25 protein-coding genes are annotated in these 26,417 nt (G+C 51.2%); 9 read left to right on the top strand and 16 right to left on the bottom strand.

What is annotated here, in order from left to right; translation table 11 throughout:
- Nucleotides 1–15: 15 nt before the first annotated feature.
- The 4 genes from TH19_RS18350 to TH19_RS18335 all read right to left on the bottom strand — a co-directional run bounded on the left by TH19_RS18350 (nucleotide 16) and on the right by TH19_RS18335 (nucleotide 4,801).
- Nucleotides 16–1,017, bottom strand: a complete 1,002-nt coding sequence (locus TH19_RS18350) for an ABC transporter permease (RefSeq protein WP_114103817.1) — start codon at nucleotides 1,015–1,017, stop codon at nucleotides 16–18.
- A gap of 9 nt (nucleotides 1,018–1,026) precedes the next feature.
- Nucleotides 1,027–2,052, bottom strand: coding sequence for an ABC transporter permease (locus TH19_RS18345; RefSeq protein WP_114103816.1), 1,026 nt, complete (start codon nucleotides 2,050–2,052; stop codon nucleotides 1,027–1,029).
- Nucleotides 2,049–3,614 carry a sugar ABC transporter ATP-binding protein gene (locus TH19_RS18340; RefSeq protein ID WP_220151761.1) on the bottom strand — a complete coding sequence of 522 codons (1,566 nt, stop codon included), beginning with the start codon at nucleotides 3,612–3,614 and terminating at the stop codon, nucleotides 2,049–2,051. The genes TH19_RS18345 and TH19_RS18340 overlap by 4 nt, the downstream gene beginning before the upstream one ends.
- Nucleotides 3,615–3,688: 74 nt before the next feature.
- Nucleotides 3,689–4,801, bottom strand: coding sequence for a substrate-binding domain-containing protein (locus tag TH19_RS18335; protein ID WP_114103814.1), 1,113 nt, complete (start codon nucleotides 4,799–4,801; stop codon nucleotides 3,689–3,691).
- A gap of 443 nt (nucleotides 4,802–5,244) precedes the next feature.
- Between TH19_RS18335 and TH19_RS18330 the strand changes: the two genes are divergently transcribed.
- Both TH19_RS18330 and TH19_RS18325 read left to right on the top strand, forming a co-directional pair.
- Nucleotides 5,245–6,450 carry a sensor histidine kinase gene (locus TH19_RS18330; protein ID WP_114103813.1) on the top strand — a complete coding sequence of 402 codons (1,206 nt, stop codon included), beginning with the start codon at nucleotides 5,245–5,247 and terminating at the stop codon, nucleotides 6,448–6,450.
- Nucleotides 6,431–7,165: a response regulator transcription factor gene (locus TH19_RS18325; protein ID WP_114103812.1), complete on the top strand. Its 735-nt coding sequence runs from the start codon at nucleotides 6,431–6,433 to the stop codon at nucleotides 7,163–7,165. The genes TH19_RS18330 and TH19_RS18325 overlap by 20 nt, the downstream gene beginning before the upstream one ends.
- 682 nt (nucleotides 7,166–7,847) lie before the next feature.
- Here TH19_RS18325 and TH19_RS18320 read toward each other — a convergent pair.
- The 4 genes from TH19_RS18320 to TH19_RS18305 all read right to left on the bottom strand — a co-directional run bounded on the left by TH19_RS18320 (nucleotide 7,848) and on the right by TH19_RS18305 (nucleotide 11,756).
- The gene (locus tag TH19_RS18320; protein WP_114103811.1) at nucleotides 7,848–8,576 is read right to left on the bottom strand and encodes a transporter substrate-binding domain-containing protein; all 729 of its coding nucleotides are present in this window, start codon (nucleotides 8,574–8,576) and stop codon (nucleotides 7,848–7,850) included.
- Nucleotides 8,577–8,719: 143 nt separating this feature from the next.
- Complete coding sequence (locus TH19_RS18315) at nucleotides 8,720–10,255, bottom strand: tripartite tricarboxylate transporter permease (protein ID WP_114103810.1); 1,536 nt, start codon at nucleotides 10,253–10,255, stop codon at nucleotides 8,720–8,722.
- Nucleotides 10,256–10,266: 11 nt separating this feature from the next.
- The gene (locus TH19_RS18310) at nucleotides 10,267–10,698 is read right to left on the bottom strand and encodes a tripartite tricarboxylate transporter TctB family protein (protein ID WP_114103876.1); all 432 of its coding nucleotides are present in this window, start codon (nucleotides 10,696–10,698) and stop codon (nucleotides 10,267–10,269) included.
- 68 nt (nucleotides 10,699–10,766) lie between these two features.
- Complete coding sequence (locus TH19_RS18305) at nucleotides 10,767–11,756, bottom strand: Bug family tripartite tricarboxylate transporter substrate binding protein (protein WP_220151760.1); 990 nt, start codon at nucleotides 11,754–11,756, stop codon at nucleotides 10,767–10,769.
- A gap of 325 nt (nucleotides 11,757–12,081) precedes the next feature.
- Between TH19_RS18305 and acnA the strand changes: the two genes are divergently transcribed.
- The 4 genes from acnA to TH19_RS18285 all read left to right on the top strand — a co-directional run bounded on the left by acnA (nucleotide 12,082) and on the right by TH19_RS18285 (nucleotide 17,501).
- Nucleotides 12,082–14,742, top strand: coding sequence for an aconitate hydratase AcnA (acnA, locus tag TH19_RS18300; RefSeq protein ID WP_114103874.1), 2,661 nt, complete (start codon nucleotides 12,082–12,084; stop codon nucleotides 14,740–14,742).
- 10 nt (nucleotides 14,743–14,752) lie between these two features.
- The gene (locus TH19_RS18295; protein WP_114103873.1) at nucleotides 14,753–15,901 is read left to right on the top strand and encodes a 2-methylaconitate cis-trans isomerase PrpF family protein; all 1,149 of its coding nucleotides are present in this window, start codon (nucleotides 14,753–14,755) and stop codon (nucleotides 15,899–15,901) included.
- 15 nt (nucleotides 15,902–15,916) lie between these two features.
- Entirely contained in the window at nucleotides 15,917–16,819 is a 903-nt protein-coding gene (locus tag TH19_RS18290; RefSeq protein WP_114103809.1) for a GntR family transcriptional regulator, read from the top strand.
- 454 nt (nucleotides 16,820–17,273) lie between these two features.
- Nucleotides 17,274–17,501: a hypothetical protein gene (locus TH19_RS18285; RefSeq protein ID WP_114103808.1), complete on the top strand. Its 228-nt coding sequence runs from the start codon at nucleotides 17,274–17,276 to the stop codon at nucleotides 17,499–17,501.
- Between the two features lie 530 nt (nucleotides 17,502–18,031).
- Here TH19_RS18285 and TH19_RS23280 read toward each other — a convergent pair.
- From TH19_RS23280 to TH19_RS18275, 3 genes are all read right to left on the bottom strand, one after another.
- On the bottom strand, nucleotides 18,032–18,268 hold the full coding sequence (locus tag TH19_RS23280) for a beta-barrel domain-containing protein (protein WP_473774334.1): 237 nt from the start codon (nucleotides 18,266–18,268) through the stop codon (nucleotides 18,032–18,034).
- Between the two features lie 16 nt (nucleotides 18,269–18,284).
- Nucleotides 18,285–19,232: an IS630 family transposase gene (locus tag TH19_RS18280; protein WP_114103807.1), complete on the bottom strand. Its 948-nt coding sequence runs from the start codon at nucleotides 19,230–19,232 to the stop codon at nucleotides 18,285–18,287.
- A gap of 91 nt (nucleotides 19,233–19,323) precedes the next feature.
- Nucleotides 19,324–19,527: an HlyD family efflux transporter periplasmic adaptor subunit gene (locus TH19_RS18275; protein ID WP_114103806.1), complete on the bottom strand. Its 204-nt coding sequence runs from the start codon at nucleotides 19,525–19,527 to the stop codon at nucleotides 19,324–19,326.
- Between the two features lie 3 nt (nucleotides 19,528–19,530).
- Here TH19_RS18275 and TH19_RS22955 point away from each other — a divergent pair, with 3 nt between their 5' ends.
- Nucleotides 19,531–19,986, top strand: a complete 456-nt coding sequence (locus TH19_RS22955; protein ID WP_220151759.1) for a type 1 periplasmic-binding domain-containing protein — start codon at nucleotides 19,531–19,533, stop codon at nucleotides 19,984–19,986.
- Complete coding sequence (locus TH19_RS22950; protein WP_220151758.1) at nucleotides 19,976–20,308, top strand: substrate-binding domain-containing protein; 333 nt, start codon at nucleotides 19,976–19,978, stop codon at nucleotides 20,306–20,308. The genes TH19_RS22955 and TH19_RS22950 overlap by 11 nt, the downstream gene beginning before the upstream one ends.
- 24 nt (nucleotides 20,309–20,332) lie before the next feature.
- Here TH19_RS22950 and TH19_RS18265 read toward each other — a convergent pair whose 3' ends face one another.
- The 5 genes from TH19_RS18265 to TH19_RS18245 are packed head-to-tail and all read right to left on the bottom strand — an operon-like array spanning nucleotide 20,333 to nucleotide 25,667.
- The gene (locus tag TH19_RS18265) at nucleotides 20,333–21,238 is read right to left on the bottom strand and encodes an SMP-30/gluconolactonase/LRE family protein (protein WP_114103805.1); all 906 of its coding nucleotides are present in this window, start codon (nucleotides 21,236–21,238) and stop codon (nucleotides 20,333–20,335) included.
- A complete protein-coding gene (locus TH19_RS18260; RefSeq protein WP_220151757.1) occupies nucleotides 21,235–22,236 on the bottom strand; it encodes an ABC transporter permease in 1,002 nt (333 codons plus the stop codon). Before TH19_RS18260 ends, TH19_RS18265 begins: the two co-directional genes overlap by 4 nt.
- Complete coding sequence (locus TH19_RS18255) at nucleotides 22,233–23,159, bottom strand: ABC transporter permease (protein ID WP_114103804.1); 927 nt, start codon at nucleotides 23,157–23,159, stop codon at nucleotides 22,233–22,235. The genes TH19_RS18260 and TH19_RS18255 overlap by 4 nt, the downstream gene beginning before the upstream one ends.
- A complete protein-coding gene (locus TH19_RS18250) occupies nucleotides 23,156–24,634 on the bottom strand; it encodes a sugar ABC transporter ATP-binding protein (protein ID WP_114103803.1) in 1,479 nt (492 codons plus the stop codon). Before TH19_RS18250 ends, TH19_RS18255 begins: the two co-directional genes overlap by 4 nt.
- A gap of 13 nt (nucleotides 24,635–24,647) precedes the next feature.
- On the bottom strand, nucleotides 24,648–25,667 hold the full coding sequence (locus tag TH19_RS18245; RefSeq protein WP_114103802.1) for an ABC transporter substrate-binding protein: 1,020 nt from the start codon (nucleotides 25,665–25,667) through the stop codon (nucleotides 24,648–24,650).
- 266 nt (nucleotides 25,668–25,933) lie between these two features.
- Between TH19_RS18245 and TH19_RS18240 the strand changes: the two genes are divergently transcribed.
- The coding region (locus tag TH19_RS18240; RefSeq protein WP_147250790.1) for a GAF domain-containing protein at nucleotides 25,934–26,417 on the top strand (484 nt) is incomplete at its 3' end.

Below are 26,417 nucleotides of genomic sequence, written 5' to 3'. Positions count from 1 at the left end.
AATGCCATCAAGCGATCAGCGCACCAACTGTTGCCGACCATAGATCAACAACATTCCAATGATCACCACGCCAAAGACCACCTGCCGGAATGTATCGGCAGGAATATCAACACCGAGCTGGGCGAAATACCGTTGTGGCTGAACCACCGACAGCATCGATTGCAAGATTGTAATCAAGATCACGCCTGCAATCGTTCCAACATATTTGCCACGACCGCCCAAAACATTGGTTCCACCAAGAATAATCGCCGCAATCGTCGGCAACAGGTACGGATCACCCATGGCCTGATAGGACCGGTTTGCCCATCCTGCCAACAAGACACCGGTCAGCGCAGCACACGCACCGGAAAAAATAAAGCACGCCAGAATGACCTTGCGCGTATCAACGCCACTCAAAAAGACGGACCGTTCCTGATTTCCTACTGCATAAATCCGTCGACCAAGAACCGACCGGTTCAGCATGAAAACAATCGCAGCCCCCAAAACAATCCAGATCAGAAGCGGATTGGGAATGCCAGGAATGAAATGTCCGACGGCCAGTTCACGCATGAATTCAGTTGCGCGGTCCTGCGGTGCAAAACCACCGGTGTGATAAACCATAAGACCTTGCGCGACCGCATTCATGCCAAGTGTAAAGATCATGGCCGGCGCCCGCAGATAGGCCACACCCAGCCCATTAACCGTCCCGATCAGCGCACCACACAGAACACCAAATGGAACGGCAAGTGTAACGCCCCATTCCGGCCCCAGAAACCCGGTGGCACCAGTCGCCATCATGCCCCCCACACCGATGGTCCAGGGAATGGACAGATCGATATGTCCCAACAGAATAACCAGCATCACACCACTTGCCACCACACCAAGGAAGGATGCGGTATGAAGCTGCTGGATCAAATATTTCGGAGACAGAAAGGCCGGTTCAACCATGGCCCCGATCAGAAGCAAAACAACCACACAACCAAACGCAATAAGCGTTGCCCGATCAAACTGCCTTGCGATTACGCCTGAAACACTCATTTTTCCGCCTTACCGATAAATATCTAGTCTGTTCTTGATTCTCAGGACGCGCAGCGAACCGAGACTGACCGCAACAAGCAGTACGACGCCGACGAAAAGCGGCTGCAAGACAGGGTTGATGTCAAACACGATCAGCAGATCACCAACAGTCCGCATCACAAACGCACCAAAAATCGAGCCAACAGCACTGCCAACACCGCCAAACAATGACGTGCCTCCAATAACGACAGCCCCAATGGAATTAAGCGTGTACTCGTTGGCAATTGACATCTTCGCCGCCCCGGAATAGGTCAGCGCCGTCAACAGGATGCCACCGATGGATGCCAACAAGCCGCTCAGTGTATAGGCCAGCATCTTTGCCCGATTGATCGGGATGCCCGACATATATGCCGCCTGCTCGGATGAACCGATGGCAAACGCCGCTCGCCCCAGAACCGATCGGCGATACGGAATCCAGATGAACACAACGACAGCCAGCAGCAGCAAAACAGTATGCGGCACGGCAAATGTCGAACGGGTCATGAAGTCGGCAAGTTCAAAATTTACCAACCCGCCCGGTTGCGGCCGGATGGCAAGCGCAATACCGAAATAAGCCGCACTGGTGGCCAGCGTCGCGATCAGGGGCTGCAACCGTCCATAAACGATAATCACACCATTTACCGCACCACATGCCAGCCCAAGCAACAGCACACCAAATATGCCGAACGTGGTTGCCACCGGTCCGCCAACAACAATCGTTGATGCCAGACAGTTTGCCAGAACGAAAGTCGCGCCCACCGATAAATCCAGTCCACGGGTAATGACCGGCAAGGTCTGCGCCATGGCAACAAGTGCCAGCAATGCGCCTTTGTTGGCCGCAGTATTTATCATGTTCGGCGTAAGGCCCGCCGCCTGCTTCCATCCATACACAATGAACATCGCGGCAAAGATCAGCATTGCGATCAGAACACCGCGTTGCGCCGCGGACAAGCGGCCAACCCAGCCGAAATACCTTTGTCGAGAAACCAGATCTGCTGGTTCTGAGCTCACATTCATAGCGACGCTCCCTGTATTTTTTTTGGTTCAGGTCGGGTCGCTGCCTGTTCCGGCAGGTTAAGCGCGGCTGAAACCAGATTTGTTTCGTTAAGATCATCTCCGGCAAGGGTTCGAACAATCCTGCCGTCATACATGACCAGCACACGGTCGCAGCAACCAATCAGCTCATCGTAGTCGGTGGAATACAAAAGAATCGCACACCCTTCTGCCGCCAATTTCTGCAAAAGCTGATAGATTTCCTGCTTGGTGCCAACATCGATTCCACGTGTCGGATCGTTCAACAGAATGATGCGTGGCTTGGTCATCAGCCACTTGCCGATCACGACTTTTTGCTGGTTCCCTCCGGATAACGCCCCGACAGGTCCGTCAATGCCGTCTGCCTTGATCTTGAGAAGCTCGACCATCTCGTCGATTGCGTTTTCTTCTGCGCGTGTATCCACAACGCCCATCCGGCTCATTTTTTCAACCGCAGCGAAGGACAGGTTCTCGCGCACGGTCATTGACAACATCAGGCCTTCGTATTTGCGGTCTTCAGGCACCAGCGCAATACCAATATCATCTGATTTCGCCATTTTCGGGCTGTTCAGTTTTACCGGATCACCATTGATCTCCATCGACCCGGTTGCCCCTATCAGGGTGCCAAACAGCCCCAATTGCAGTTGACGTTGTCCCTGCCCGTCCAAACCGCCAAGCCCAACGATTTCACCCGGCCGCATTTCCAGATTGATGCCATTCAGTTCATCGTTCCATGAAAAGTCCATCACCTTCAGAATTGGTTCGGAGGCAACTGGTCTGATACTTTTGGCTGGATAGACACTGCTGTATTCGCGACCGATCATCATCTCGACAACGGCACTGTCCGATTTCGTACCGTTCTTGAATGTCTCGACTTTGGTACCATTGCGATAGACAGTGCAGGTGTCTGCCAGTTCGGCAATTTCGGGCATGCGGTGTGAAATATAGATGATCGCCATCCCTTCATCGCGAAGCCGATGAAGCATCTTGTAGACCTTTTCGACATCGGCCGCGGTCAGCGCGGATGTCGCTTCGTCAAGGATCAGAATTTTGGGATTACGGGCCAGTGCCTTGGCAATTTCCACCATCTGACGGCGGGAAAGCGACAAATTGCTGACGGTTTCCATCGGGTCAATGTTTTCGCCCCCGACCCGCGCAAGCGCCTCTTCGGCGATACGCCGCTGAGCGCGGTAATCAATCATCCCGAATTTACGTGGCGGACGAGTGATGCCAATATTGTCGGCAACGGTCAGGTCCGGCAACAGGGACAATTCCTGAAATATGCATGACACGCCAAGATCATTGGCCTGTTGCGGATTTGCAAAGCTCACCTGTTTGCTATCGATTTCTATCGTGCCGCTATCTGGCTGCACGACGCCCGAAAGGATCTTGATCAGGGTCGACTTCCCAGCCCCGTTTTCACCCAACAGCGCATGAATTGATCCACGCTGCGTATCGAAACTAACATCTTCAAGTGCCCGGACACCGCCGTAGCGTTTGGTTATGCCCGACATGGATAATAGATAAGGAGATTTGCGCTCTGACACGGCAGTTTTCCTAACGTTATTGAACACCGTCGATGCCAAACCTGACATCGACGGTATCCGGCCTTTTATTGTTGTTAGTTGTTCTCGCCTGTCTGAGACGCGATCTCTTCTGCCGTAAAGCCAATGTTGCAAGCCTCGAAATTGTTGCCTGCAAAGAAGCTACCCGGCAGTTTCGGGAACATCTCGACACCCTCCTTGAAGGGTGAATAGGAAATCGACGTCGGCAGGGCAATTCCGGATGGAACCACTTCACCTTTCAGGGCCGCAATCGCGGTTTTAATCGTCACAGATGATTGTGCCGGGCCTGTACCGCCTGACTGGCAGGCAAGACCTGCACTGTTGCAAAGCTGACGAAACGCGTTCTCGGTTTCCCCGGAAATCGGGGCCTTGAAAGCACCTGAATCAAGCATCGCTGTCGCAACACCTTGCGAACCACCCTGAACATAAATCCCGTCAAAAATACCGCCCGCAGCAATGGCATCTGCCGTCACTTTCTGGCCATCACCAGGCGCCCAGTTTCCGACGACGTCAACGACTTCGATGTCGCGTCCGGATTCCTTGATGACCTCAAGGAAACCTTCATTGCGTGCGATATCTACAGGTTGCCCTGCCGGACCACGCACATGCAGGAACTTGGCAGGGCCATCACCGCTTTGCTCAAGAAGGAACTTACCGGCCGACATGCCCAGACCTTTTTGATCAACATTGATCGCAATCTGGTTGGGATCATCAATCACATTGTCAAACGACAGAACGACGACATCGGCTTCGTTGGCCTTACGCACCACCGATCCGAACGCGCGGGTGTTGTTGGCGTTAATGATAATTGCGTCAAAGCCCTGATCGATAAAGTTGTTGGCGGCTGCAATCTGTGCCGCGATGTCTTCTCCGACAGAAACAACCTTGAATTCTTCGATTTCGGCAGCAACTTCCGGCTGTGCGGCATAGGCCTTGGCCACCGCAATCATCTGAACACGCCAGTCATTGGCAATAAAGCCATTCACAAGTGCAATTTTGTAAGGCCCTTCACGTGCAGGCCACTGGAAATAGGTTGTATCATCGGACACCGGCGTGAAGCACGACGGATCGGCACCGGGACCAGCAACGGTATTCGGGCCGGCAGACGCAACCTGTCCAGCCACCATCAACGCGACAGCGGCGGTCGTCATAGTCAGTAGTTTTTTCATGGTAGTCCTCCCGTTGGATACGCTGTTCTTTATCGCTTCCTAAGCAGGTCAGCGCCCCTGCCCGCATTGTGCAAGTTCTTGACGTCTCGTTTGCCGCATGCCGGATCAGACACTTCTGATCAACGAACAGAAATGACGGAAATTCAAATGGTTGTCAGAGAGAACTCGTTCTCACTCAGGACCTGAGCGGACCGGGCATTCCCCCCCCTGATGTCAGCATGTGACTTATTTCTTTTGTTTACTTCTGTGCCGTTGAACGGCAAGGGCCCGTAAATGCCTTCATCGGCAAACACAAAACCATGGCGCAATCATCATATTGTCTGATTAAATCGTAAAGAGCAGTTTCCGCAGAACGCATACGGTGATACGCATCCAGGTTGCGGGTTCCCGCAAGACAAGAGAAACGCCTGTGAATATTATCGAAGAGCTGGAGGAAACCACCCATGTCGGATCTTGCTCATTACCTTCGCATATCCAATTTACTAGCGGGCAACCTCGATATTCACTCGGCATTAAGTTCGGTCAAAACCGAGATCGAGAAGATTATCGAGTTTGATCACCTTGATGTATGTCTGATTGACACGGACAAAAGCTGGGCAACGGCTTACGAGGTCGGCGTTGAAACAGCCTGGAGCAAAATGCGTTCGCACGTACAAAAAGCCCCCATCCGCGACATTTTGCTGGGTAAGACAGATCATCTACTGACGGGAAATGCCCTTCAGGACCAGCGCTTCCTTTTCCCCGGCGCGGTAAGCGCCCCGATTATTGACCATCAACTTCGTAGTCGCGTCAGTGTCGGGATGAAGGTTCTGGGAGAAGTCGTTGGCTCGTTGAATTGTTCTTCGAAGAAGGAAGACTTTTATAACCAGAGCCACCTGGAACAGATCCGTATCCTCGCAGACATGCTGGCCCCCTATTTCTATGCTTTGCGTGCCAATGAGAAGGCCAACAAGGAAGCCATCATTCGTGCCGAAATCCTTGCCCGTGAAGAAGGCTTGCGTCTAGGCGCACTAAGCCTTACAGACGCACTCGAAGCCGAGCGCCAGCGCATTGGGATGGATCTGCATGATCAAACTTTGGCCGATCTGACACGCATCGCCCGCGACCTCCGCCCCGGCCTGAGCGAAGCACAGTACTTAAGATTGCAACAGCAAGTCCAAAACATGATCCAGGGACTGCGCGATATCATTGATACCTCTATCCCCTCCATTCTTGACCTGTTTGGCTTCCATCATGCTGTCCAGACGCATCTCGAACGCGCCGTAAGCTATGACAGCGTCATGCAGTTCAAAGTGGATGATCAGACAGACGGCGCGATTGACCTGCTGCCTGAAACAACACGTATCGCGGTCTTTCGCATATGTCAGGAAGCCATCAATAACGCGGTCCTGCATTCAAATGCATCTCTTGTTTCTGTTTCGATTGCCAAAAGTGTTGATGGTTGCCTGACCATCAAGGTCTCGGACAACGGAAACTTCCAGCCACATCCGAGAAAGCCCCCCAGTGGCCTGGAACATATGAAAACGCGCGCCCGCCTGATCGGTGCAAAGTATGACCTTTCAACCTCGGACGGCACACAGGTAACAATTCAGTTGCATCAACCGACCAGACAAGAAGGAGAAAAGATGAATGAAAATATTGCTGGTTGAAGATGACAACATGCATGCAGATTTCCTGATGGAAATCGTTGAACAAGCCTTGCCAGAATTTGATGAAATCCTTGTTGCACATAACGGCAAGGAGGCCGAAACCCTAGCCCACCGGCATCAAATTTCGGCAGTCGTGATGGACCTGCGCATGAAGGAACATAACGGCATCGAAGCCGCGCGAACCATTTGGGCAGAACGTCCTGACACCCGTATTCTGTTCTGGTCAAACTATTCTGATGAGGCATATTTGCGCGGGATTACGCGAATTGTTCCGGATCAGGCGGCCTATGGATATGTTCTGAAAACCGCGACACAGGACAAGATGCGACTGGCTTTGCGCGCCGTCCTTGTCGAAGCCCAGATTGTGGTTGATCGCGAAGTCCACCAGATACAGGCCCAGCAAATGCGCTCCCGCAGTGCTCTGACAGAATTTGAATATCTGATCTTACTTGATTTGGCGCTAGGGCTGCCTGACAAGGCTATTGCCGCGCGCCGGAAACTGTCGCTCCGTACTGTCCAGAACCGTTTATTATCTCTCTATGACAAACTCGAAGTAGAGTCGCAGGACCAGAACGAAATGGGCATTGTGCTGAACAAACGAACACGCGCTGTCTCCAGTGCCATTGCACGCAAGGTGATCAATCGCGAAGGATTGATTGCTGCCAACAAAGAGCTTGGCGACTGGCTTGCGCGCGCTCCTGCTTCTCAACGTTAGGCTCAGAACCCATTCCACCTTTCTGGTTAAAAGTGGTTCGTCAGATTGATAAAGAACACTATGTGAGCTCGGTTTCGGCCCATTGAGTCCTGAGCCTCGCGCTATAGCCCAACTGATGTTCATTAACCCCGAATTATGACAATTCGGGCGGAAAGCAACTCTGACTGATTTGAGGCAGGAATTTGTGAAGCGATGGAGCAGTGACTACCTTTGCAATCACTGCTCCGCTGTCAGGCGCCACAAATGATGACATTCGACATAAGAAAAATCAAATACTTAGAGCTTCCGATTATCACATAAGTTGACATAGCTTGACAGAAAAGATGACAACTCTCTCAATTCTATATTCAAAGCTCAAAAAAAGACCGTCGCACTGTGTACGCCAGTCATGTTCCTATGTTCGACTACAACTTGCGTTCTGGCATGGCCCCCAACCCAAAACAGACGATCAAACTGGGAACACTACTTCAACCACGTTTAAGAGCTTCGACAAATTCCGCATTTTTTTCTGGATCTTGACTGCAAACATCTCCCCAGCACCCGAATTTCTTCATCAACAATTGTATTAACCACCTTGGTTTGATTGGCGTTTTCTCGAGCCACGTTACTGTTTTTATAAGCCGTTGAAGTTTCTGTTGCATCCGATAGCCGCGAGTTCCAACAACATCTGCAACGATGGGGACTAAGTACCAAATGTTTCTGGTACAATGGCCTGCCTTTTATCGAACCGATCCACAAGTGCATGGATAAAACCGCTCTGGAGGTTTTCCGAGATAATTTGGTTAATTCCCACTTCCAATGCTGCGTATCGAACCGGCAGCGCAACCGTCTGTTCGATGGTCATGAAACTCTCAGACAAAACTCGAAACCCTGGTGTCTGTTCCGCAAAAGCTTGTAGGGGCTGACGCACCCCAGCGGCAGCCTCAAGTTTCTGTTCTATAAACAGATCGACCGCACCCGGTGTCGTCGAGGCACGCAGCAGGGTCGCAAACTCTAACGTTCGAGACAGATACAGGTCGTAAGCTGCTCCTTTGCCAACAGCGATCCGTGTACCGGGCTGGTCAACGTCGGCGTTACTCTGAAAGTCCGACTCTTCTCGAACCAAGTAACTACCCTCAATTAAAAGGTAAGGTTCCGAGAACCAGATCGCTTCTGCGCGTTTGGGATCACGTGCAAGAAATGCGATATCCCAGACATCCTGCCCGGCAGCTTCTACAACCTCACGTGCAGAATTGAAAATGACATACTCAACAGGGAGATCGAAGTCCGATGCAATTTGGCGGACAAGCTCTACAGATATCCCGGACGGGGGAGCATTTTCATCGCCTTGTTCTGCTAAAACGTTATTACCAAGGTTAATTGCTGCTCTTAGCGTTCCATAAGGAGCAAGTGATTGCTTAATCTCTTTCATCTGACCAATCCAGTTGATGTGGAACAACGGCTAAAAAAATGGCCGCCTGTAAGGCGCAATGTGGTTTGTTGGGCGTAACAATCCATCGATCACGTCGGTACAGGCGGCCTACCCGAGAAGGTTGTGGGATCCTTTTCGAGCGTTTAGTCAACGTCTGATGCGGTAACTTCTCGTTCCAGTTTTCTGCGCAGGCGACGCGCCATAAAAATAGGCAGGATGAAACCAACGACCGCCACGGTCCAAATCCCAATTGATAGCGGGGACGCAAACAAGATACCCCAGTCACCATCGGAGATTGTCATCGCTCGCCGAAGGTTCTGCTCCATCAGGTTTCCGAGAAGTACACCGAGAATTACAGGGACAAGTGGCACGTCCAGTTTACGCAGGACCCAACCGACGACACCGAACACCACCATCACGATCAGATCAAATGTTGATCCCGAGATACCGTAAATCCCAACAAATGAGATCATAGCAACACCTGGCATGAGGTAATGCGTCGGAATCATCAGCACTCGAACAAACATTCCAACAAGCGGAATATTAAGCGCCAACAACATAAAGTTGCCGATGAAAAGTGCGGCGATTAGACCCCAAACAACATCAGGGTTGTTCTGGAAGAGCAAAGGTCCGGGTGTGATGTTCAATGCAAGAAGCATTGCCAGCAGAACAGCTGTCGTTCCCGAGCCCGGCACGCCAAGAGCCAACATCGGGACCAGTGCACCACCTGCCGCAGCATTGTTTCCTGCTTCTGGCGCAACAACACCACGTGGATCGCCTTTTCCAAATGTGTTCTCGCGATCAACGAGTTGCTTTTCAAAGCTATAGGAAATGAACGACCCCAGAGATGCTCCAGCACCAGGAAGCACGCCAGCAAAGAAACCAAATAGCGTGCTGCGGCACATGGTGGGAAACGTTTTTCTTAGCATCCACAAAGGCGGCGTGATTCTGCCAAGCTTGATACCAGACGTGTCGCTTTTTTTCAGCGAAGACTTGTGTTCAAGGAAAACAAACACTTCTGACAGCGCAAAAAGGCCAACAATAGCAACAAGAAAGTCGATGCCGTCATAAAAGTGTACTTGCCCGAACGAGAACCTGGGTACACCTGTCTGACTATCAACACCAATCATTGCAATCGCCAGACCAAGCGCTGCTGCAAATGCGGCTTTGGCCTGATTAGTACTGGCCACGCCGCCCAGTGTGGCGAACGCAAGCACGAAGAGGGCAAAATACTCTGCAGGTCCGAAAAGAAGCGCAACCTTAACCAGCAATGGCGCCAAAAACACCAATCCCCAAGTCGCAAAGAAAGCGCCGAAGAACGAAGCAAACCCAGACAATGCGAGAGCTTCGCCTGCCTGGCCCTTACGTGCCATTGGAACACCATCCAGTGTGGTCATCATGGCAGGCTCGTCACCGGGTATGTTCAATAATATTGACGAAATTCGTCCGCCATACATTGCGCCGTAGTACACACTGGTCAAAAGGATGAGTGCCGGTGTAGGCGCCAATCCTAGGCTAAAAGCCAGAGGAATCAATATAGCAACACCGTTAGATGGACCTAAGCCCGGCAATGCACCAATCACAGTACCCAAGAGACAACCGAGGAAAGCCAAAGCGAGGCATTGGAATGTCAATGCAACACCGAAGCCGTCAGCGAGAGACGAGAGAGTTTCTAACATTTATCCAATCCTCAAAAGCCCCAGGGGCCTCGCGCTAGTGATAGGCCTAGCACCAAATGGAAAAGTGCATAAATCCCCAAAGAGATCGATACTCCCCCAATGGCAGCTCCTTTCAATGGAGCTCCAAGACGCAGGCAAAGGTAGAATGCGGCAAAGATTGTCGAGACGACGAAACCAACCAGTGGCAAGACAAACGAATACGCAATTAATACGGCAACTGCCGCTGAAAGTTCGGCAAAGGTTCTCATTCCCGGCCAGTCTGCGCTGCCGCCGGGCAGAAGCATGATCGCGACGCTGGATAATGAAAGCACTACGCCAAGAATGATTGGGAATGTCTTGGGCCCAATTGGGTCAGAGATGAAACTGAGCGGAATGAGTGTGGCCTGCCAGATGAAGAAAACCCCCAAAAGCAGTCCAATTCCGCCAAACACGCGATCGCTCACGAATTTTACTCCTGTTGTAGAGTGGTCCGCCAACTTGCAAGTTGGCGGACGCTAGCGCGGTAGATGGATTACTTGATCAGGCCGATCTCTTTCGAGAGGCTTTCGATATCGTTGACCGAAGCACGAACGAAGTCTTCAAACTCGGCACCGCGAAGATCCAGTGGAGCCAATCCGTTTGCCTCCATGGTTTTCTTCCACTCTGCGGATGCATAAACTTCGCCTACAGAGTTCACCCAGAAGTCATACGCCTCTTCAGACATATTCAATGGCGCATAAAAACCACGCCAGTTCGCACCAACAACATCAATGCCCTGTTCCTTTGCAGTCGGGAACGAAGCAAATTCACCGTCGAGACGTTCTGGCGCGAGAATGGCGAGAACTTTCAGGTCCCCTGACTCAACAAAACCTTTTGCCTCAGAGGCATCACCGGTAAAGGCTTGGACAGTACCAGCCATGATCTGAACCACAGCTTCTGCACCACCATCAAACGCAACATACTTTACTTTCCGTACATCGCTGATTCCGGACTTCTTGGCAGCAAGAAGAACTTTGAGATGATCCCATCCACCAACAGCTGAGCCGCCCGCAAAGTTAACAGATGATGGGTCTTGCTTGATCTGGTCCATTAGCTCGGTCAACGAATTAACCGGAGAATCGGCAGCTACACCGATAACACCGTAGTCAGCGCCGATTGTTCCTACCCAACGAACCTGGTCCATCGTGTTTCCAGGATATGCACCTTGAGCGAGACGCGTGGCAGTAGCAGAAGAAGCTGCAACAATCAGATCATTGTCGTCATTCATTTTGTTGACAACTTCGGCATAGGCAACTCCGCCGCCGCCGCCTGCAGCATTAACAACACGCATCGTGCTTGAGATAAGCTTCTGATCTTGCATCGCCTTACCAACTTGGCGGCAAGTGAAATCCCAGCCGCCACCAGCACCTGACGGAGCAATACATTGAGGGCTTTCTGGCTCGAATGCGAAAGCCGTCGTTGCCCCGCCACTGGCAAAGGCAATGAGACCAGTTACGCACAAAGCTCGAATTGATTTCATCATTTTCCTCCCGATGAATTGGAACAAAAGCGTTCCCTTTTCCAGACCCGTTCATTTCACGGCACGGATCCGACTCTCTGATTATCGTTTGGTGAAACGGGAAGTACCGACTTCATCCGATACAAGACACTTCGGTTACTTGACGACATGGACGGACACCAAGCCTCTTCCTCGTTTCTTGGTCGCTCTCTGCTGCAGCTGCTGCGATTTCTCGGTTCATTCCGAGATATCGTTCGCTTGCTCTTATTGTCATAAGTGAAAACATATGACTTGTTTTATGTCAACACATATGACAATCATGTTTCAGAATTTGACCAAGGAGGAATTCATGTCCCGCACAAATCCACATAAAAACAGAGAGTTAGATGTCTCTGGAAAGCGGTACCTCTATATGCCGATTTCAGAAATTGCAGGCTGCGAGAGCTTGCCCATAGCGCTGAAAGTCGTACTGGAAAACCAGTTACGGCACGCACACCGGCACGAAGATCACGCGAAAAATATCGATTCTCTAGTAAACCGAAGGATAGGAGAAGGGATTCCCTTCTTCCCCGCTCGAGTGTTTTTGCAAGATCTTCTTGGTGTTCCGTTGATGGTTGATCTCGCCTCTCTGCGAGATGCGGTCGCCAAGGCTGGCGGCAATCCGTCTGATGTGAACCCACGCGTTGCGGCAGACCTGGTCATTGACCATTCATTGCGCGTCGATGTGTCTGCCAGTGATGCAGCACGAAAAATTAATCTCGAACTGGAGCATGAGCGCAACGTAGAACGCTTTGGTTTCTTGCGCTGGTGCCAAACCAGTTTCGACAAGCTACGTGTTGTCCCGCCCGGAAAAGGCATCATGCACCAGATCAACATGGAGTATCTGGGCAAGGTGATTTGGACTGATGAGACCGATGATGGCACTTGGGCATACCCCGATACCCTTGTTGGCACAGACAGCCACACAACAATGATTAATGGTTTGGGTATTCTTGGTTGGGGTGTTGGCGGCATCGAAGCGGAAGCCGTCATGCTCGGACGCGCTGTTTCACTTCCGATTCCCGAAGTAGTTGGCGTCGAAATCACCGGCACAATTCCTGAAGGCGTTATGCCAACAGATATTGTCCTGGCAATTACCGAGCGCCTAAGGGCGGTAGGTGTTGTCGGAAAGTTTGTTGAATTCTTTGGCAAAGGCCTTGATGGCTTGCCTGTTGCAGACCGCGGTACGATTGCAAATATGGCACCGGAATTTGGTGCAACTTGCGTGTATTTCCCGCCAGATGAGCGTCTTTCAGACTATCTGCGAATGACCGGTCGCACGGAAGAACACATTGCCTTGGTCGAAGCATATGCCAAAGCACAATTGATGTGGCGCGACAGCAAATCTTCCGCACCAGTCTTTGAGCAAGTCGTTCAATTTGATCTTTCTGAAGTTGAAAGCTCGATTGCGGGACCGTGGAGGCCAGAAGATCGAATTTCTTTGAGCAATGCCAAACAAGCGTTCCAGACACTCCAGAAGTCAATAAACTCTCACCGTGACCTGCAGGCAGAAACAAATATCCCTTCAAAAGGCTATAGCTTGAAGGACGGGGACATTGTCATCGCCGCAATCACCAGTTGCACCAACACCTCCAATCCAATCAACATGATCGGTGCGGGCTTGCTTGCAAAACGTGCAGCAGAGCTAGGTTTAACCGTCAAGCCTTGGGTGAAAACTTCGTTAGCACCCGGTAGCCAAGTTGTTGCCGCGATCCTAGAAAACACTAGCTTGCAATCTCACCTCGACAAACTTGGCTTCCAGGTTGTCGGGTTTGGCTGCACAACATGCAACGGCATGTCTGGGCCAATTGATGAAGCCTTGGCCGAGACCATTGATAACGAGAAGATTCTCGCAACAGCAGTACTGTCGGGTAACCGTAACTTTGAAGGACGAACTCACCCCAACGTTCGTGCCGCATATTTGGCGTCCCCAGCTTTGGTCGTTGCCTATGCAATTGCTGGCAATCTCAATATAGACCTGCGGACCGAACCGCTAGGTCAAGATCGTCACGGCACCCCTGTTTTCCTTGCTGACATCTGGCCGTCAGCGACAGAAATTTCGTCGATTGTCTCGACAGCCTACGACCCGAAGTTGTTTGTTGAGAAATATAATGAGATTTTTGACGGCGATGATAAATGGGTTTCATTGTCTGAGAAGCCGGGAAGCCAGTTCTCCTGGAAGGCGGACAGCACTTACATCCGTCAGGCACCGTACTTTGACGAGCTCTCACCACACCGAAATGAGGTGATAGACATCAAGGGAATGCGACCACTGGCTATCCTGGGTGATTCTATCACCACAGATCATATCTCACCTTCCGGTGCGATTGCCGATCATTCAGCAGCCGCGAACTTCATGCTTGGTAAGGGTGTGCAGAAAAGAGACTTCAACTCGTATGGCACGCGCCGCGGCAACCATGAAATAGCTGTTCGGGCGACATTCGCAAACATCCGCCTCAAGAATAAAATCGTCGAAGGTACAGAAGGAAGCATCACTAAACTGATGCCTGAAGGCAAACAAATGTCGGTTTTCGATGCCGCTGAAATCTACAAGAAAAGAAATGTCCCGCTTGTTGTTGTGGCCGGCAAGAATTACGGATGTGGGTCTTCCCGAGATTGGGCAGCAAAAGGTGTGGCGCTCCTAAACGTCAAAGCAGTTATCGCGGAGAGCTTTGAGCGGATTCACCGCACCAACCTCGTTGGTATGGGCGTTCTTCCACTAGAACTGCCTGCCGACACCAATGCAAATGCTCTGAACCTTGATGGAACTGAAACGTTTGATTTGCTCAATCTCGAACAATCAGTTGGAGTTCGCTCAACCCTACAATGCCTTGTTCACCGAGAGAACGGCGACACGTCCAGCATCAACCTGACTGTTCGTATCGAGACTGAAGAAGAGCTCGAATATTGGCTGGAGGGCGGCATTTTGCCTGCTGTTTGGCGCGAATATGTGTCAACGGTTAACGCCTGAGGAAAACGCCATGAACCAGTATTTTATTCCAGCTTCATTTTATCGCGGCGGCTCTAGCAAGGGCCTGTTCTTTCATGCCAAAGACCTACCTGCAGAAATTGAACGACAGGATGAGATATTCCTCGCAGCAATGGGGAGCCCTGATCCGAACGGTCGACAGCTTGACGGTATGGGTGGTGGTGTCTCATCTCTGTCAAAAGCAGTGATCATCGGCCCTTCAACTCACCCGGATGCCGACATCGATTACACTTTTGCCCAGGTTGCAGTCGACAAGGCTGTTGTCGACCGCGGCGCGAACTGTGGCAACCTGAGCTCTGCTGTTGGTCCATTCGCGATTGAGGAAGGCTTAATTTCTGCAACAGACGGCATAACATCGGTCCGAATTCATCAGGTCAATACGCGTAAAATAATTCACGCGCAGGTTCCTGTTCGACATGGCAAGCCGCTGGTTGAGGGAGAACTGGCAATAGCTGGAGTCTCTGGCAGCGGGGCGAGAATTCGACTTGATTTCAAGTCTCCCGGCGGGTCGATTACATCCGGCCTGCTCCCGACGGGAAACGTCGTTGACCAAATTGTCATGGATAACGGACGTAAGCTCAGTATCTCCATGATCGATGCGAGTAACCCGGTTGCATTTGTTGCAGCAGAAGATCTTAACCTGCAAGGTCTACGGCACCCCGACGAGATAGAAACTTTACCTGGTCTGATGGCAACTCTTGATGACATCAGGCGGAAGGCTGCTGTTTTGATGGGGCTTGCAAACACACCTGGAACCGCAGGACTGGCAAATCCCAAAATCGCTATTGCGTCGCGCCCTAATGCGTTTGTTGCACTCGATAGTTCGGCCTTTAACAAGAACGACTATGACATTGGCATCAACATGCTTTCAATGGAACGCGCCCATAAGGCCATTACCCTTACAGGTGCGATGTGTGCCGGTGTTGCTTCTCTAATTAAAGGAACGATCCCCCATGCCATGTCCTCAAGCACGCCCAACACCGCAGAGATTCGTGTTGGCAATCCTTCCGGGGTTGTCGGGGTGAGTGCGAAGGTCGATCAAGTTGATGGTTGGAGCGTTGACTATGCTAGTGTATTCCGAACAGCACGCTGCCTAATGAAAGGAAGCGTTGCAGTACCGGCACGGTTGGCCGATCAATAAATAAAGCAGGCATTCATGAGTGTTGTCCCAAATCAGCTACATATTCAACTTGCGCAACGTATATTACTATTTGCGCGTACATCCGGCTTGGAAGCAGGGCATCACTTCACCGAAACATCCTTACAACATTTGCTAGGAACGTCGCGCGGCCCGATCCGCGCGGCGCTCAACTATCTTTCAGATCAAGGCTTTTTAGAGAAACGGCCAAATCGTGGGTTCTTTCTGCTTTCTGTACCTAACGATGCCTTGGATCGCATTTCAGATGCACCAGAAGCAGATGATGAACGCATATATCTTGCCATCGCGGCAGATCGACTTGCGTCAACCCTGGAGGAAAAAGTCACCGAAGCCGAATTAATGCGGCGCTACGACGTTCCGCGATATAGCTTGCGTCGCGTCCTCGGACGTATCTCATCCGAAGGCTGGATTGAACGCAAGGCCGGAAACGGTTGGTTGTTTCTACCAATGATTGACTCGGTCGAAGCCTATCGGGAAAGCTATGCACTTCGTCAGATTCTTGAACCAGCAGGCTTACAGGCGGAAGGATTCAAAGCAAATATTACGGTTTTGAAGCACCTAAAAACCCAGCAAGAATTCATTCACGACAAGGGCTTTGAAACACTCGGGCAAATTGAACTGTTTGAGGCCAACTCGCAGTTCCATGAAAGTCTCGCTGAGATGTCAGGTAACCGGTTTCTTGCACAATCAGTTGCCAAACAAAACCAACTTAGACGTCTTGTTGAATATCGTCAGACGATTGATCGTGCACGCGTCAAACGGCAAACGGAACAGCATCTTGAGATTATTGACGCCCTATTGACCGGCAACAATACGAAGGCTGCGGAACTTCTCAGGCGGCATATAGGAGGTGCATCGGAAGAGAAAGCGCAGCCAAACATCTTTTCATCGCGCTCCTGATTATGCCTTAGAACGGCCAAGTTAGCACATGTCATCAACTACGACTGCTTCGCATGACCAGAAATAGACGTTGTAGATCGATAACCCCGAATTATGACAATTTGGGCGGTTGCTGCATGAATCCACTTTCTTGCAGGAGCTCAGGTTTACTTTGTCTGGAAACCTCAATTAACGGACAAAATCAGCCCCGAAACGATCGGTACGCCGCCGGACCTGCGTAAACGCGTGTCGCATGCTCCTTGCCAACAGCCGACCGCTTGTCTGCGGGTCACATCACGCTTATAGTAACGGTTCAAAAATTTAGCTGACATCGCTTTGCCTGCGCCCCTCAATGCTCCCGGAACGTCCTTGTGCGAACCGGGTGTTTGTATGTGCTCGGGTTGCACCATATCACCCGCCGGCTTTTTCTATCTGCTGCTCGACGTCTTCTAGGGTTCAACTTAGGAGACGCGTGATGTCACGTACCTATCGCAAGCAGAAGGGACAGAAGATCGCCGAGCGTCATTGCGACTATCCGCGGCCGCGCTTCCCGGATGGCGTTAACACAGAATGGCGCAAATTTCGTGTTCACAAACCGATGCGGACGCTCGAGCGCGCCTATCTTCGCCACATCCTCAAAGGCGCGGACTGGAATGATCTGGTTCCGCTCCCGGATCGATGGCCAATGCCCCATTTCTGGTGAGGTGCTGTTCGGTACACAAGGATGCAGTAAATGGCGCCTGAAAATCTGCACCGACTGCAACAACATGTTTGCACGCCGCTGGTACACCCATCAACAATACCGGCGGCGTGGCCTCATTCACTTGGCGCAGGAGAAAGGCAGAAGCTGCTTTATAAGATCTTACGTTGCCGCCACATCCCTTACTTGACCGCCCACAGAAGCACAGCCAAAGTGTCTGACCAAATCGCGTGTATCGCGCATCCTTTGACAAAGATAAGCCAAAGATACAGTCTAACCATGTGGTGATCCACCGAACTTGGAGAAGTCCGATGCAAAGCGAGATCAAGCGCTTGCGGATTTTGGGAGGATGTCAGGTGCCATAAAAGATGACTTTCGACATGCAGAGAAATCAATCGCTTAGCATTTCAGATTGCCAGATAAGTTGACATGGATTGACACATAAGCTGACAAAAAACTGCAAAATTGACAGAAAAGGTGACATTTTCAGAATTTGTAGCGTCTCAATGCCAAGAGATGTTGTGCACCAAGAGTTATCGCTCTCGAAGCGCCTCATCCCCGTACTTCATCACAGGCGAGAGTAGGAACTCAATAATCAGTCGTTTCCCAGTCTTCACCTCAACAGAGGCCGTCATTCCCGGTACCAGTTTGACTATCCGTCCATCAGCGAAGATTTTCGAGCCATCAAGGGTCGCCCGGACCTCATAGACCAGCCCCAGATCTTCGTCCTGAATGGCATCGCGCGAGATGCTTTTGACCTTGCCGTCAATCTTTCCTTAGAGCACTTCATGTTTTCACGGAACCATACCCGGCATTCCTGAAGTAAGCGGCGCATTCGTCAGGTGAGAAGGTTCCAGCAATTTGCCCGAGATGACGCCAGGTATCTTCAATGTTTCGTTTCTGAGCAGCTCTCATCCAGTGCTTAACCTTTGAGAAGGCTTGCTCTATAGGATTAAGGTCGGGGCTGTAAGGTGGCAGGTACCATGAGCGGACACCGGCTGCCTTCAAGCTGTCGCGGACGGCGCGAGATTTGTGGCTACCAAGATTGTCCATGACCACGATATCACCCGGGCGCAGTCCCCGAAGCAGTTGCTGCTGAACATAGGCCAAAAAACTTGCGCCATTGATCGGCCCATCAAACACGCAAGGGGCTGTCAGTTGATCATGGCGCAGGGCGGCAATGAAGGTCATTGTTCGCCAGTGCCCATGTGGTGCATAGCCGACCAATCGTTGTCCCTTGGGACACCATCCCCGGAGCGGAGCCATGTTGGTTTTGATCCAGGTCTCGTCAATGAAAACCAGCCGCTCCGGATCAATCACTCTTTGCAAGGACTTCCAGCGCCGACGCTGGCGGGCAACGCTGGAGCGCGCTTGTTCAAGGGCGAACAGTGTTTTTTTGAAGCGTAGTCCCTCATCTCTGAGAAACTGCCATACGGTCTGATGCGAGACAGTCACACCATGCTCGGCAAGCATGTCTTTAAGCCCATGAAGTGTCAGGTGTGGCGTTCGTTTGAGTTGCTCATGAATGAAGTCTCGATGCTCGACAAGCACACGTTTGCGATGGCCGCCAATCTTGCCCTGTGAGACGCTTCCGGTGGAACGGTAACGCTGGTGCCACTTCACCACAGTTGAAACCGCAACTCCAAAACGGGCTGCAACTGCCCGACAGCTTTCTCCGGCTCGAACCGCAGAAACAACACGCTCTCGAAGATCATTCGAATAAGGACGGGTCATGAATGCTGGCCTCCTTACCCAGCATTCATCTTGAATCACAATTCAACCCTCTTGGGAATCCCATATCGATTCGGAAAAACCGTGAAACGCTCTAGCGAGTGAAGGAGAAGCTATCGATCTTGATCACAGCTTCCTGCTCTATCGCAACAAAACCGGCATCCTTATTTTGCACCTTGGCAACCGCTTTGAGTTCCACATCGTCGGGCACCACCATCAGACACTCGGCTGGCGAGACAACGCCGCGTACGGTATGGACCGCCAATTGCCGAATCGTGCCGCTGACCGGGGCGCGCAATTGATGGCGATCTTAGCGGCTTTCGGCTTTGCGCAGGGTAATCACCGCAGTTTCGAACTTGTTGCGCGCATCCAGAAGTTCTTCGAGTGTTTGTTGTTTGACCTCAAGCCAGACCGGCTTGGTGCTGATCCCGTCCGAAATGAGTCCGGAAATAGATCCTTCCTCTCGACCAGAAGCGGCAGGAGCTCCCTACTTTTGGCAATTTTGGCCTTGATTAAAGCGCAATCTGCACGGAGTTTTGCCGGGCGACTTGCAAGGGGACGGGCAGCAACTGAACGCCTGATACAAGCTGGTCGCAAACGTATTGCGATCATCAATGGCCAGAAAGGTGTCGATGCCTCGCGCGACCGTCTCAAAGGATACCGCCAGGCACTTTCCAGCAACGATATACCGTTTGACCCAACTCTTGTCCGTCCGGGGAACTGGGAACCATCAACCAGGTTATTCGATGACTCATGAACTCATGGCACTGGATATCCCGCCAGACGCAACTTTCTGCGCCAATGACCTTATGGCGCTGGGCTGTTATGACGCGCTGCGCGAATTGGGGAAAAGCATCCCGGACGATGTAGCCGTGATCGGCTTTGACGACCGCGAAATTGCCCAGCACACGCACCCTGCCCTGACGACTCTGATTCTACCCCACTACGAAATGGGTGAAATCAGTGCCGAACTCCTGATCGATAGCGTGGGCGATCTTTTGGCCTCACCAAACCAAATCAAGGTTGAATGCCTGATGGTCGAACGCGACTCCGTTGAAAACCCAAAACAAAACGGCTGATCCTGGTTGCAGCACCTGGAAAACCTATCGAACCAATGCCTCGCTATTGACGTGGATGGCGTAAACGCTTGTCGTTGCCGTCATCAGTATCTCGTTTCCGCGCGCGCCGCCAAACGTTAAATTCGATACAGTTTCCGGCACCAGAATCTTGCCAAGCAACATGCCTGCGCGATCAAAGCAATGCACACCATCCGCAGCTGAACTCCAAACATTTCCATGGCAATCAATTCGGATCCCGTCCGGCAAACCTTTATCGATCGTGGCAAAATCACGACCGTTCTCAAGCCGGTTGCCGTTCACAACGTCATACACACGAATGACCGCCGGAATTGAACTGTCATGGCTGCTTCCTGATTCTGCGATGTAAAGCAGCTTTTCATCATTGGAAAATGCCAGCCCGTTTGGCTGATGAAACTCCGATGTGACACTGGTTAACGTGCCCGTGGCCGGATCAAGACAAAATACATTGTTGTATTTCTGCTCTGGTGCCGCCTTATACCCCTCGTAGTTCGACAATATCCCGTAAGTCGGATCTGTAAACCAGATTGATCCGTCGGATTTGACGACAACGTCATTCGGCGCGTTAAGCCGATACCCTTCAAACCCATCCGCAAGCATCGTGATCGAACCATTATGCTCCGTGCGGGTAACCGATCTTGTGCCGTGCTGGCAAGTCACAAGACGGCCATTCAAATCAATCGTGTTGCCATTGGCAAAGTTTGACTGGTCGCGAAAAACATTGACCGATCCGTCACACATCCAACGATAGATTTTCTGGTTCGGGATGTCGGAAAACAGCAAGCATTGATGCGCAGGGACCCAAACCGGGCCCTCTGTCCAGAGATGCCCGGAGGAAAGCTTGCGCAAGCTTACATTTGCCAGAACAAGGTCACGAAACCGGCTATCAACAATCTCGTATGGTCCGTTCATGGCCGCCTTCCTGTCCTGCTGGCCAATGCTACGACTGAAACGATGATCAAACCGGTCAGCATCAGGCGAACACCTGCACCAAGCCCATACGAGTTCAACATCGATACAATCAGGAACATGAACAATGCTGCGCCCCAAATCCCAGGAACATTTGAATTACCCCCTGCAATTGAGGACCCGCCAATTACCACTACAGCAATAGACATCAACATGTATTCTGTTCCCATGTTGAGGTTCGCGCCGCCAGAAAAACAAGCCAGGATGAAACCAGTAAGTCCCGCCAGTACCGCGCAACCGGTATAGACACCAAGTCTAACGGCATTAACGGGAACACCGGCCAGTCGAGCGGCACGTTGATTTTGTCCAACCGCAGATATCCAACGCCCGGCAATCGCTCGTTCCAATACGAACCAGCCGACAATCGAAACAAGAACAGCAATAATCGCAACGTTTGGAACGCCGCCAAAGCCGCCGGTCGAAAAGTTCGCAAGCACCTCAGGTGGCTTGATACGAAGTCCCCGGTTCGACCAGATCGCCAATGACTGAAACAAAAATGACGAAGATAGGGTCGCGATGATTGGCGGAATACGTAGCACCAGAATCAGAGAAAAGTTAAACAATCCACACGCCAGGCCGACACCAATGGCAATCAAAATACCCGGAACAACGAGACTGCTATCAGTGTCCATGAATTTAAGTGCCAGCGTCCCGGCCAGTGTCATTGTCGCCGGAATGGACAGATCGACGTTTCCTGGGCCCAAGGTTACGACAAACATTTGCCCGACACCCACAATGACGGCAAAGGACGCAAAGGTTAGTGCGGCATAAAGCAATGCGCCCGCACCGCCGCCCGTCGGGACAACAAGCAATGTGACAAAATAGGTCGCGCCTGCTGCAAAATAGGCCCATATCCACTGCTTTTTAGCAAAACTGACAAGCCCACGCACGAGAGCAGAATGCGTTGCATGCGCATCAATCTTATTTTCTATCATTTTCATATAGTCGCCTCGCGCCGCGTGAAGATAAGTCTTGCAGCAAGAACCAGTATAAGGATTGCGCCTTGGGCACCGATTTGCCAATCAGACGACAAATGAAGGAATGACAGAAAACTGGCCGCAAGCGTAAGAGTCAGCGCACCAACCACGGCACCAATCGGTGAAACTCTGCCGCCTGTGAACTCACCACCACCAAGAATCACCCCCGCAATTGACAACAACGTGTATCGCAAAGCGATATTGGCATCTGCGGAGGTTGCTAAACCAACAAGAGCCATTCCTGACAGAACGCATAAGAGCCCGGCAATTCCGTAGGCGACAGCCTTCAGACGCAATACCGACCACCCTGATCTTTCGATCGCTTGTTCATTGCCGCCAACACCGCGCAATAAAACCCCAAGTGCGGAACGCTTGACGAAATAATGCATGCTTAGGCCAATAATGATCGGTGCAATGATTGCCACTGGCAAAAATGGTGTTTTCGCAGTCATCATGGTGCGCAGCCAATCAGGTGCAGAACCACCCGGCGACGGCAGTATCAGGATTGCCATCCCCGCCCAGAAGAATGACATGCCGAGTGTCACAACAATTGCCGGAAGTTTGCGCACATGGATAATTGCCCCCATACCTGCATAAACAAGAATGGCACCTGCTAGAATCGCATAGCCAATAACCGGATCACTTTGCACAAATGTGGCGGTGACACAGGCACAGAAGCTGACGAAGGTGCCGATCGACAAATCAATGTCGTTGATCATCAGGATCATCATTTGTGCCACAGTTGCCAAGGCTACGGGAATTGCGAGATTAAACAGCAGATTAAGACCGAAATAACTCATGGCACGCGGCTGCATGTAGAAAACAGCCGCCAATAGGATGGCCAAGGACATAAATGGTAAAAGAGCCCGCAAGTGTTCCCGGTTCATTGAATACTCTCCTGCATGGCAAACGACGTACGAAGCAGGTTATCTTCGGTGATTTCATCGCCCGTAAGCTCACTTACGATTTCCCCTTCCCGAAAAACAAATACCCTGTCGCATTCCAGAATTTCATCGGTTTCCGTTGAATACCAAAGGAAAGTCCGCCCCTTCTCCGCTTCACTGCGGATCATACGATAAACTTCCATCTTTGTTCCGACATCCACGCCACGCATCGGATCGTCCATCACCACAATTGGAGCGGACGAGGCCAATGCCCGTGAAAACAGAACCTTTTGTTGATTCCCGCCAGAAAGTGACAGGATCGGGTTCATGAGGTTGTCGGTTTTGATACCAATTTTGCTGTGCCAACGATCAGCCAGGCTGGCTTCCTTGATACGGTTGATCCAAAAACCACGGCTGAATTCAACAAGTGTCTGTAAGCTCAGATTGCGCATGATAGACCACAGTGGCATCAGACCATCACGGGCACGATCACCCGCAACGAATACAACCTGTGGATTACGTGATGCCAGCCAGTCTGATGACCGCGCCAAGGTGCATGCGGCCAGAACTTCTGCTTGTCCGTGACCTGCAAGACCGGCAAGACCAATAATTTCTCCCTTGCGCGCGCTAAGCCCATTCTCCATGCGCAGAACTTCCTCACCAAATGATCTGTTCTTTTTGGCGACCTGAATTTCCGGCGTATCGGGGACAACATGTCCCATCGCATCAACAAGCGTATCGCGAGAAAATTTGGAGACCAAATTATCGTCGATGATACGGCCATCCTTCATAACTACGATACGGGTTGCTACGTCAAAAATTTCCCCAAGCATATGGGAAATAAAGATAATTGACCCACCTTCCTCACAGAACCTTTTGATGTAACTAAGCAATTGCTCTGCAATAGAGCCATCAAGGGAGGATGTTGGCTCATCCAGGATCACCAATCGTGCGTCAATATCCCTTTGGGAAAAAGCAATTGCAATTTCAACCATCTGACGCTCGGCAATCGGCAGGTCAGCAACAACACTATAAGGATTGATACCGTTGCCCGGGAATATCTCATCAAGCGATTTCTTAACGACCTGTCCGGCCTCTTTCCGCCAGTTCTTTAACGGCATGTTCCGATACGGAATGCGCAGATTTTCCAACACTGTCAGGTTTGGACACAACGATAGTTCCTGAAATACGCTACGTATTCCGACAGTTCTGGCTCGGTCAGCATTTCTGAAGTCTGCCTGAGCATTATCACCAGCATAGTTGACAATACCGCTTGTTGGTGACAACCGCCCGTTGATGACATTCACAAACGTTGATTTGCCAGCCCCGTTATGTCCGACGACGCCAACACACTCGCCGGGCATTATCCTGAAATCCACATCGCTCAGTGCCTTAACGGCACCAAATGAGACAGCGACTTCCGCCAAGGTTATGATCGGCACCTCATGGGTGCCGATCACTTTTTTGTTTTGAATCATGACCCTGCTTGCCTTACTTCGCGGCCTGGATCACTTTTTTAGAGTCTTCAAGGCTGTATTCCACATTGGCTACGGAACCGTTTGGTGTTTCCTTGACAATCTCCTCGAGACTTTCCTGATCAACGCGGAGGAAGGGAACGGTAAGATCTTTTGGCACGTCAGCACCATCAAGAATCTGCTGTGCCACCCAGAAGGCCAATGTACTTACCCCCGGTGCAATGGAAAGAGAGGTCGTTTCATAGCCAGTTGCTTCTTTCTGTTCCAACCACCATTGCAGCTCATCGCGACGGTTACCCATCACAATCGTCGGCATCGGACGGTCAGCAGCTTTGAAGGCTTGCGCGGCACCATACCCATCACCGCCTTGGGTGACGACGGCCTTGATTTCAGGCAAGCTCGGAAGGATGCCTGCAACCGCCTTTTGTGCTACATCCTGGGCCCAGTCACCGTGAACAGAACCAACGATTTCGAAGTTGGTGTTTGCAACTTCTTCGTGGATACCAGCACTGATTTCGTCATCAACAAAAACACCTGCAAGTCCGCGAATTTCTAGAAGATTTCCGCCTTCTGGATATCGACTTGCAAGATACTTGACCTGGTCACGCCCCATCTGCTTGAAATCGACGGCGATACGCCATGCGCAGGGTTCAGTCACGATACCGTCAAAAGACACAACGGTAATCCCGGCATCGCAGGCCTCTTTGATCGCACCATTGATTGCGGTCGGAGATGCTGCGTTCACTACAATCGCATCATATCCCTGCAGGATCATGTTTTGAATCTGCGCAGCCTGTTCGGTTGCCTGGTTTTCAGATGTCGTAAACGCATCTGCAGCATCAACCACGCCTTCGTGAACTGCAGCAAATGCGACATTGTTCCAGCTTTCAAGCATTGCCTGACGCCAGGAGTTTCCGGCATAGTTATTGGAAAGAGCAATCCGCTTGTCTGATGTATCAGCAAAGGCAACGGTGCTTCCGGACGTCGTGATAATAGCCCCGGCAACAACGCCGAGCAGCATTGACTTGATCTTCATATTTCCTCCCTGACGTGATGAGGATCACGTCATGTGTATGATTGTTATCATTCTTCGTTTTAGAGTTTTGGGCTTTGCCCTTCTCAGCGAAGATCGTTTCTTATTCTAGCATTGTTCTTTTTGTGCGGTGATTATCAGGAACAGATTATCAACTGTAAAGGGCGATGGCCGCACCTGTGATGCGGGGTTACACATAAGATCTGCGGGTTCCCGCAAGACAAGGGAAATACGTGTGAATATTATCGACGCGCTGGAGGAAACCACCCATGTCGGATCTTGCTCATTACCTTCGCATATCCAATTTACTTGCGGGCAATCTCGATATTCACTCGGCTTTAAGTTCAGTCAAAACCGAGATCGAGAAGATTATCGAGTTTGATCACCTTGATGTATGCCTGATTGATACCGACAAAAGGTGGGCAACGGCCTATGAGGTCGGTGTCGAAACGGCCTGGAGCAAGATGCGCTCGAACGTGCACAGAGCGCCCATTCGCGACATTTTGCTGGGTAAGACGGACCATCTATTGACGGGAAATGCGCTTCAGGACCAGCGTTTCCTTTTCCCCGGTGCGGTAAGTGCCCCGATTATCGACCATGAACTTCGCAGTCGCGTCAGCGTCGGGATGAAGGTCCTTGGCGAGGTGGTTGGCTCATTGAATTGTTCTTCCAAAAAGGAAGATTTTTATAACCAGAGCCATCTGGAACAGATCCGTATACTGGCAGACATGCTGGCCCCCTATTTCTATGCTT

Origin of the sequence: Thalassospira profundimaris (assembly GCF_003326675.1) — a bacterium.
In the GTDB taxonomy this organism is placed as follows: Bacteria; Pseudomonadota; Alphaproteobacteria; order Rhodospirillales; family Thalassospiraceae; genus Thalassospira; species Thalassospira aquimaris.
The sequence above is the reverse complement of the archived record's forward strand: the minus strand, read 5'-3'. Positions and strand labels throughout refer to the sequence as shown.

Bases quoted from the DNA above. Each gene is read 5' to 3' on its own strand.
- TH19_RS18330 (WP_114103813.1), top strand. From the start codon at position 5,245: ATGTCGGATCTTGCTCATTACCTTCGCATATCCAATTTACTAGCGGGC.
- TH19_RS18315 (WP_114103810.1), bottom strand. From the start codon at position 10,255: ATGTTAGAAACTCTCTCGTCTCTCGCTGACGGCTTCGGTGTTGCATTG.
- TH19_RS18295 (WP_114103873.1), top strand. From the start codon at position 14,753: ATGAACCAGTATTTTATTCCAGCTTCATTTTATCGCGGCGGCTCTAGC.
- TH19_RS18320 (WP_114103811.1), bottom strand. From the start codon at position 8,576: ATGAAAGAGATTAAGCAATCACTTGCTCCTTATGGAACGCTAAGAGCA.
- TH19_RS18325 (WP_114103812.1), top strand. From the start codon at position 6,431: ATGAAAATATTGCTGGTTGAAGATGACAACATGCATGCAGATTTCCTG.
- TH19_RS18350 (WP_114103817.1), bottom strand. From the start codon at position 1,017: ATGAGTGTTTCAGGCGTAATCGCAAGGCAGTTTGATCGGGCAACGCTT.
- TH19_RS18335 (WP_114103814.1), bottom strand. From the start codon at position 4,801: ATGAAAAAACTACTGACTATGACGACCGCCGCTGTCGCGTTGATGGTG.
- TH19_RS22955 (WP_220151759.1), top strand. From the start codon at position 19,531: ATGGCGATCTTAGCGGCTTTCGGCTTTGCGCAGGGTAATCACCGCAGT.
- TH19_RS22950 (WP_220151758.1), top strand. From the start codon at position 19,976: ATGACTCATGAACTCATGGCACTGGATATCCCGCCAGACGCAACTTTC.
- TH19_RS18280 (WP_114103807.1), bottom strand. From the start codon at position 19,232: ATGACCCGTCCTTATTCGAATGATCTTCGAGAGCGTGTTGTTTCTGCG.
- TH19_RS18245 (WP_114103802.1), bottom strand. From the start codon at position 25,667: ATGAAGATCAAGTCAATGCTGCTCGGCGTTGTTGCCGGGGCTATTATC.
- TH19_RS18250 (WP_114103803.1), bottom strand. From the start codon at position 24,634: ATGATTCAAAACAAAAAAGTGATCGGCACCCATGAGGTGCCGATCATA.
- TH19_RS18305 (WP_220151760.1), bottom strand. From the start codon at position 11,756: ATGATGAAATCAATTCGAGCTTTGTGCGTAACTGGTCTCATTGCCTTT.
- TH19_RS18345 (WP_114103816.1), bottom strand. From the start codon at position 2,052: ATGAATGTGAGCTCAGAACCAGCAGATCTGGTTTCTCGACAAAGGTAT.
- TH19_RS18285 (WP_114103808.1), top strand. From the start codon at position 17,274: ATGTCACGTACCTATCGCAAGCAGAAGGGACAGAAGATCGCCGAGCGT.
- TH19_RS18290 (WP_114103809.1), top strand. From the start codon at position 15,917: ATGAGTGTTGTCCCAAATCAGCTACATATTCAACTTGCGCAACGTATA.
- TH19_RS18255 (WP_114103804.1), bottom strand. From the start codon at position 23,159: ATGAACCGGGAACACTTGCGGGCTCTTTTACCATTTATGTCCTTGGCC.
- TH19_RS18265 (WP_114103805.1), bottom strand. From the start codon at position 21,238: ATGAACGGACCATACGAGATTGTTGATAGCCGGTTTCGTGACCTTGTT.
- acnA (WP_114103874.1), top strand. From the start codon at position 12,082: ATGTCCCGCACAAATCCACATAAAAACAGAGAGTTAGATGTCTCTGGA.
- TH19_RS18260 (WP_220151757.1), bottom strand. From the start codon at position 22,236: ATGAAAATGATAGAAAATAAGATTGATGCGCATGCAACGCATTCTGCT.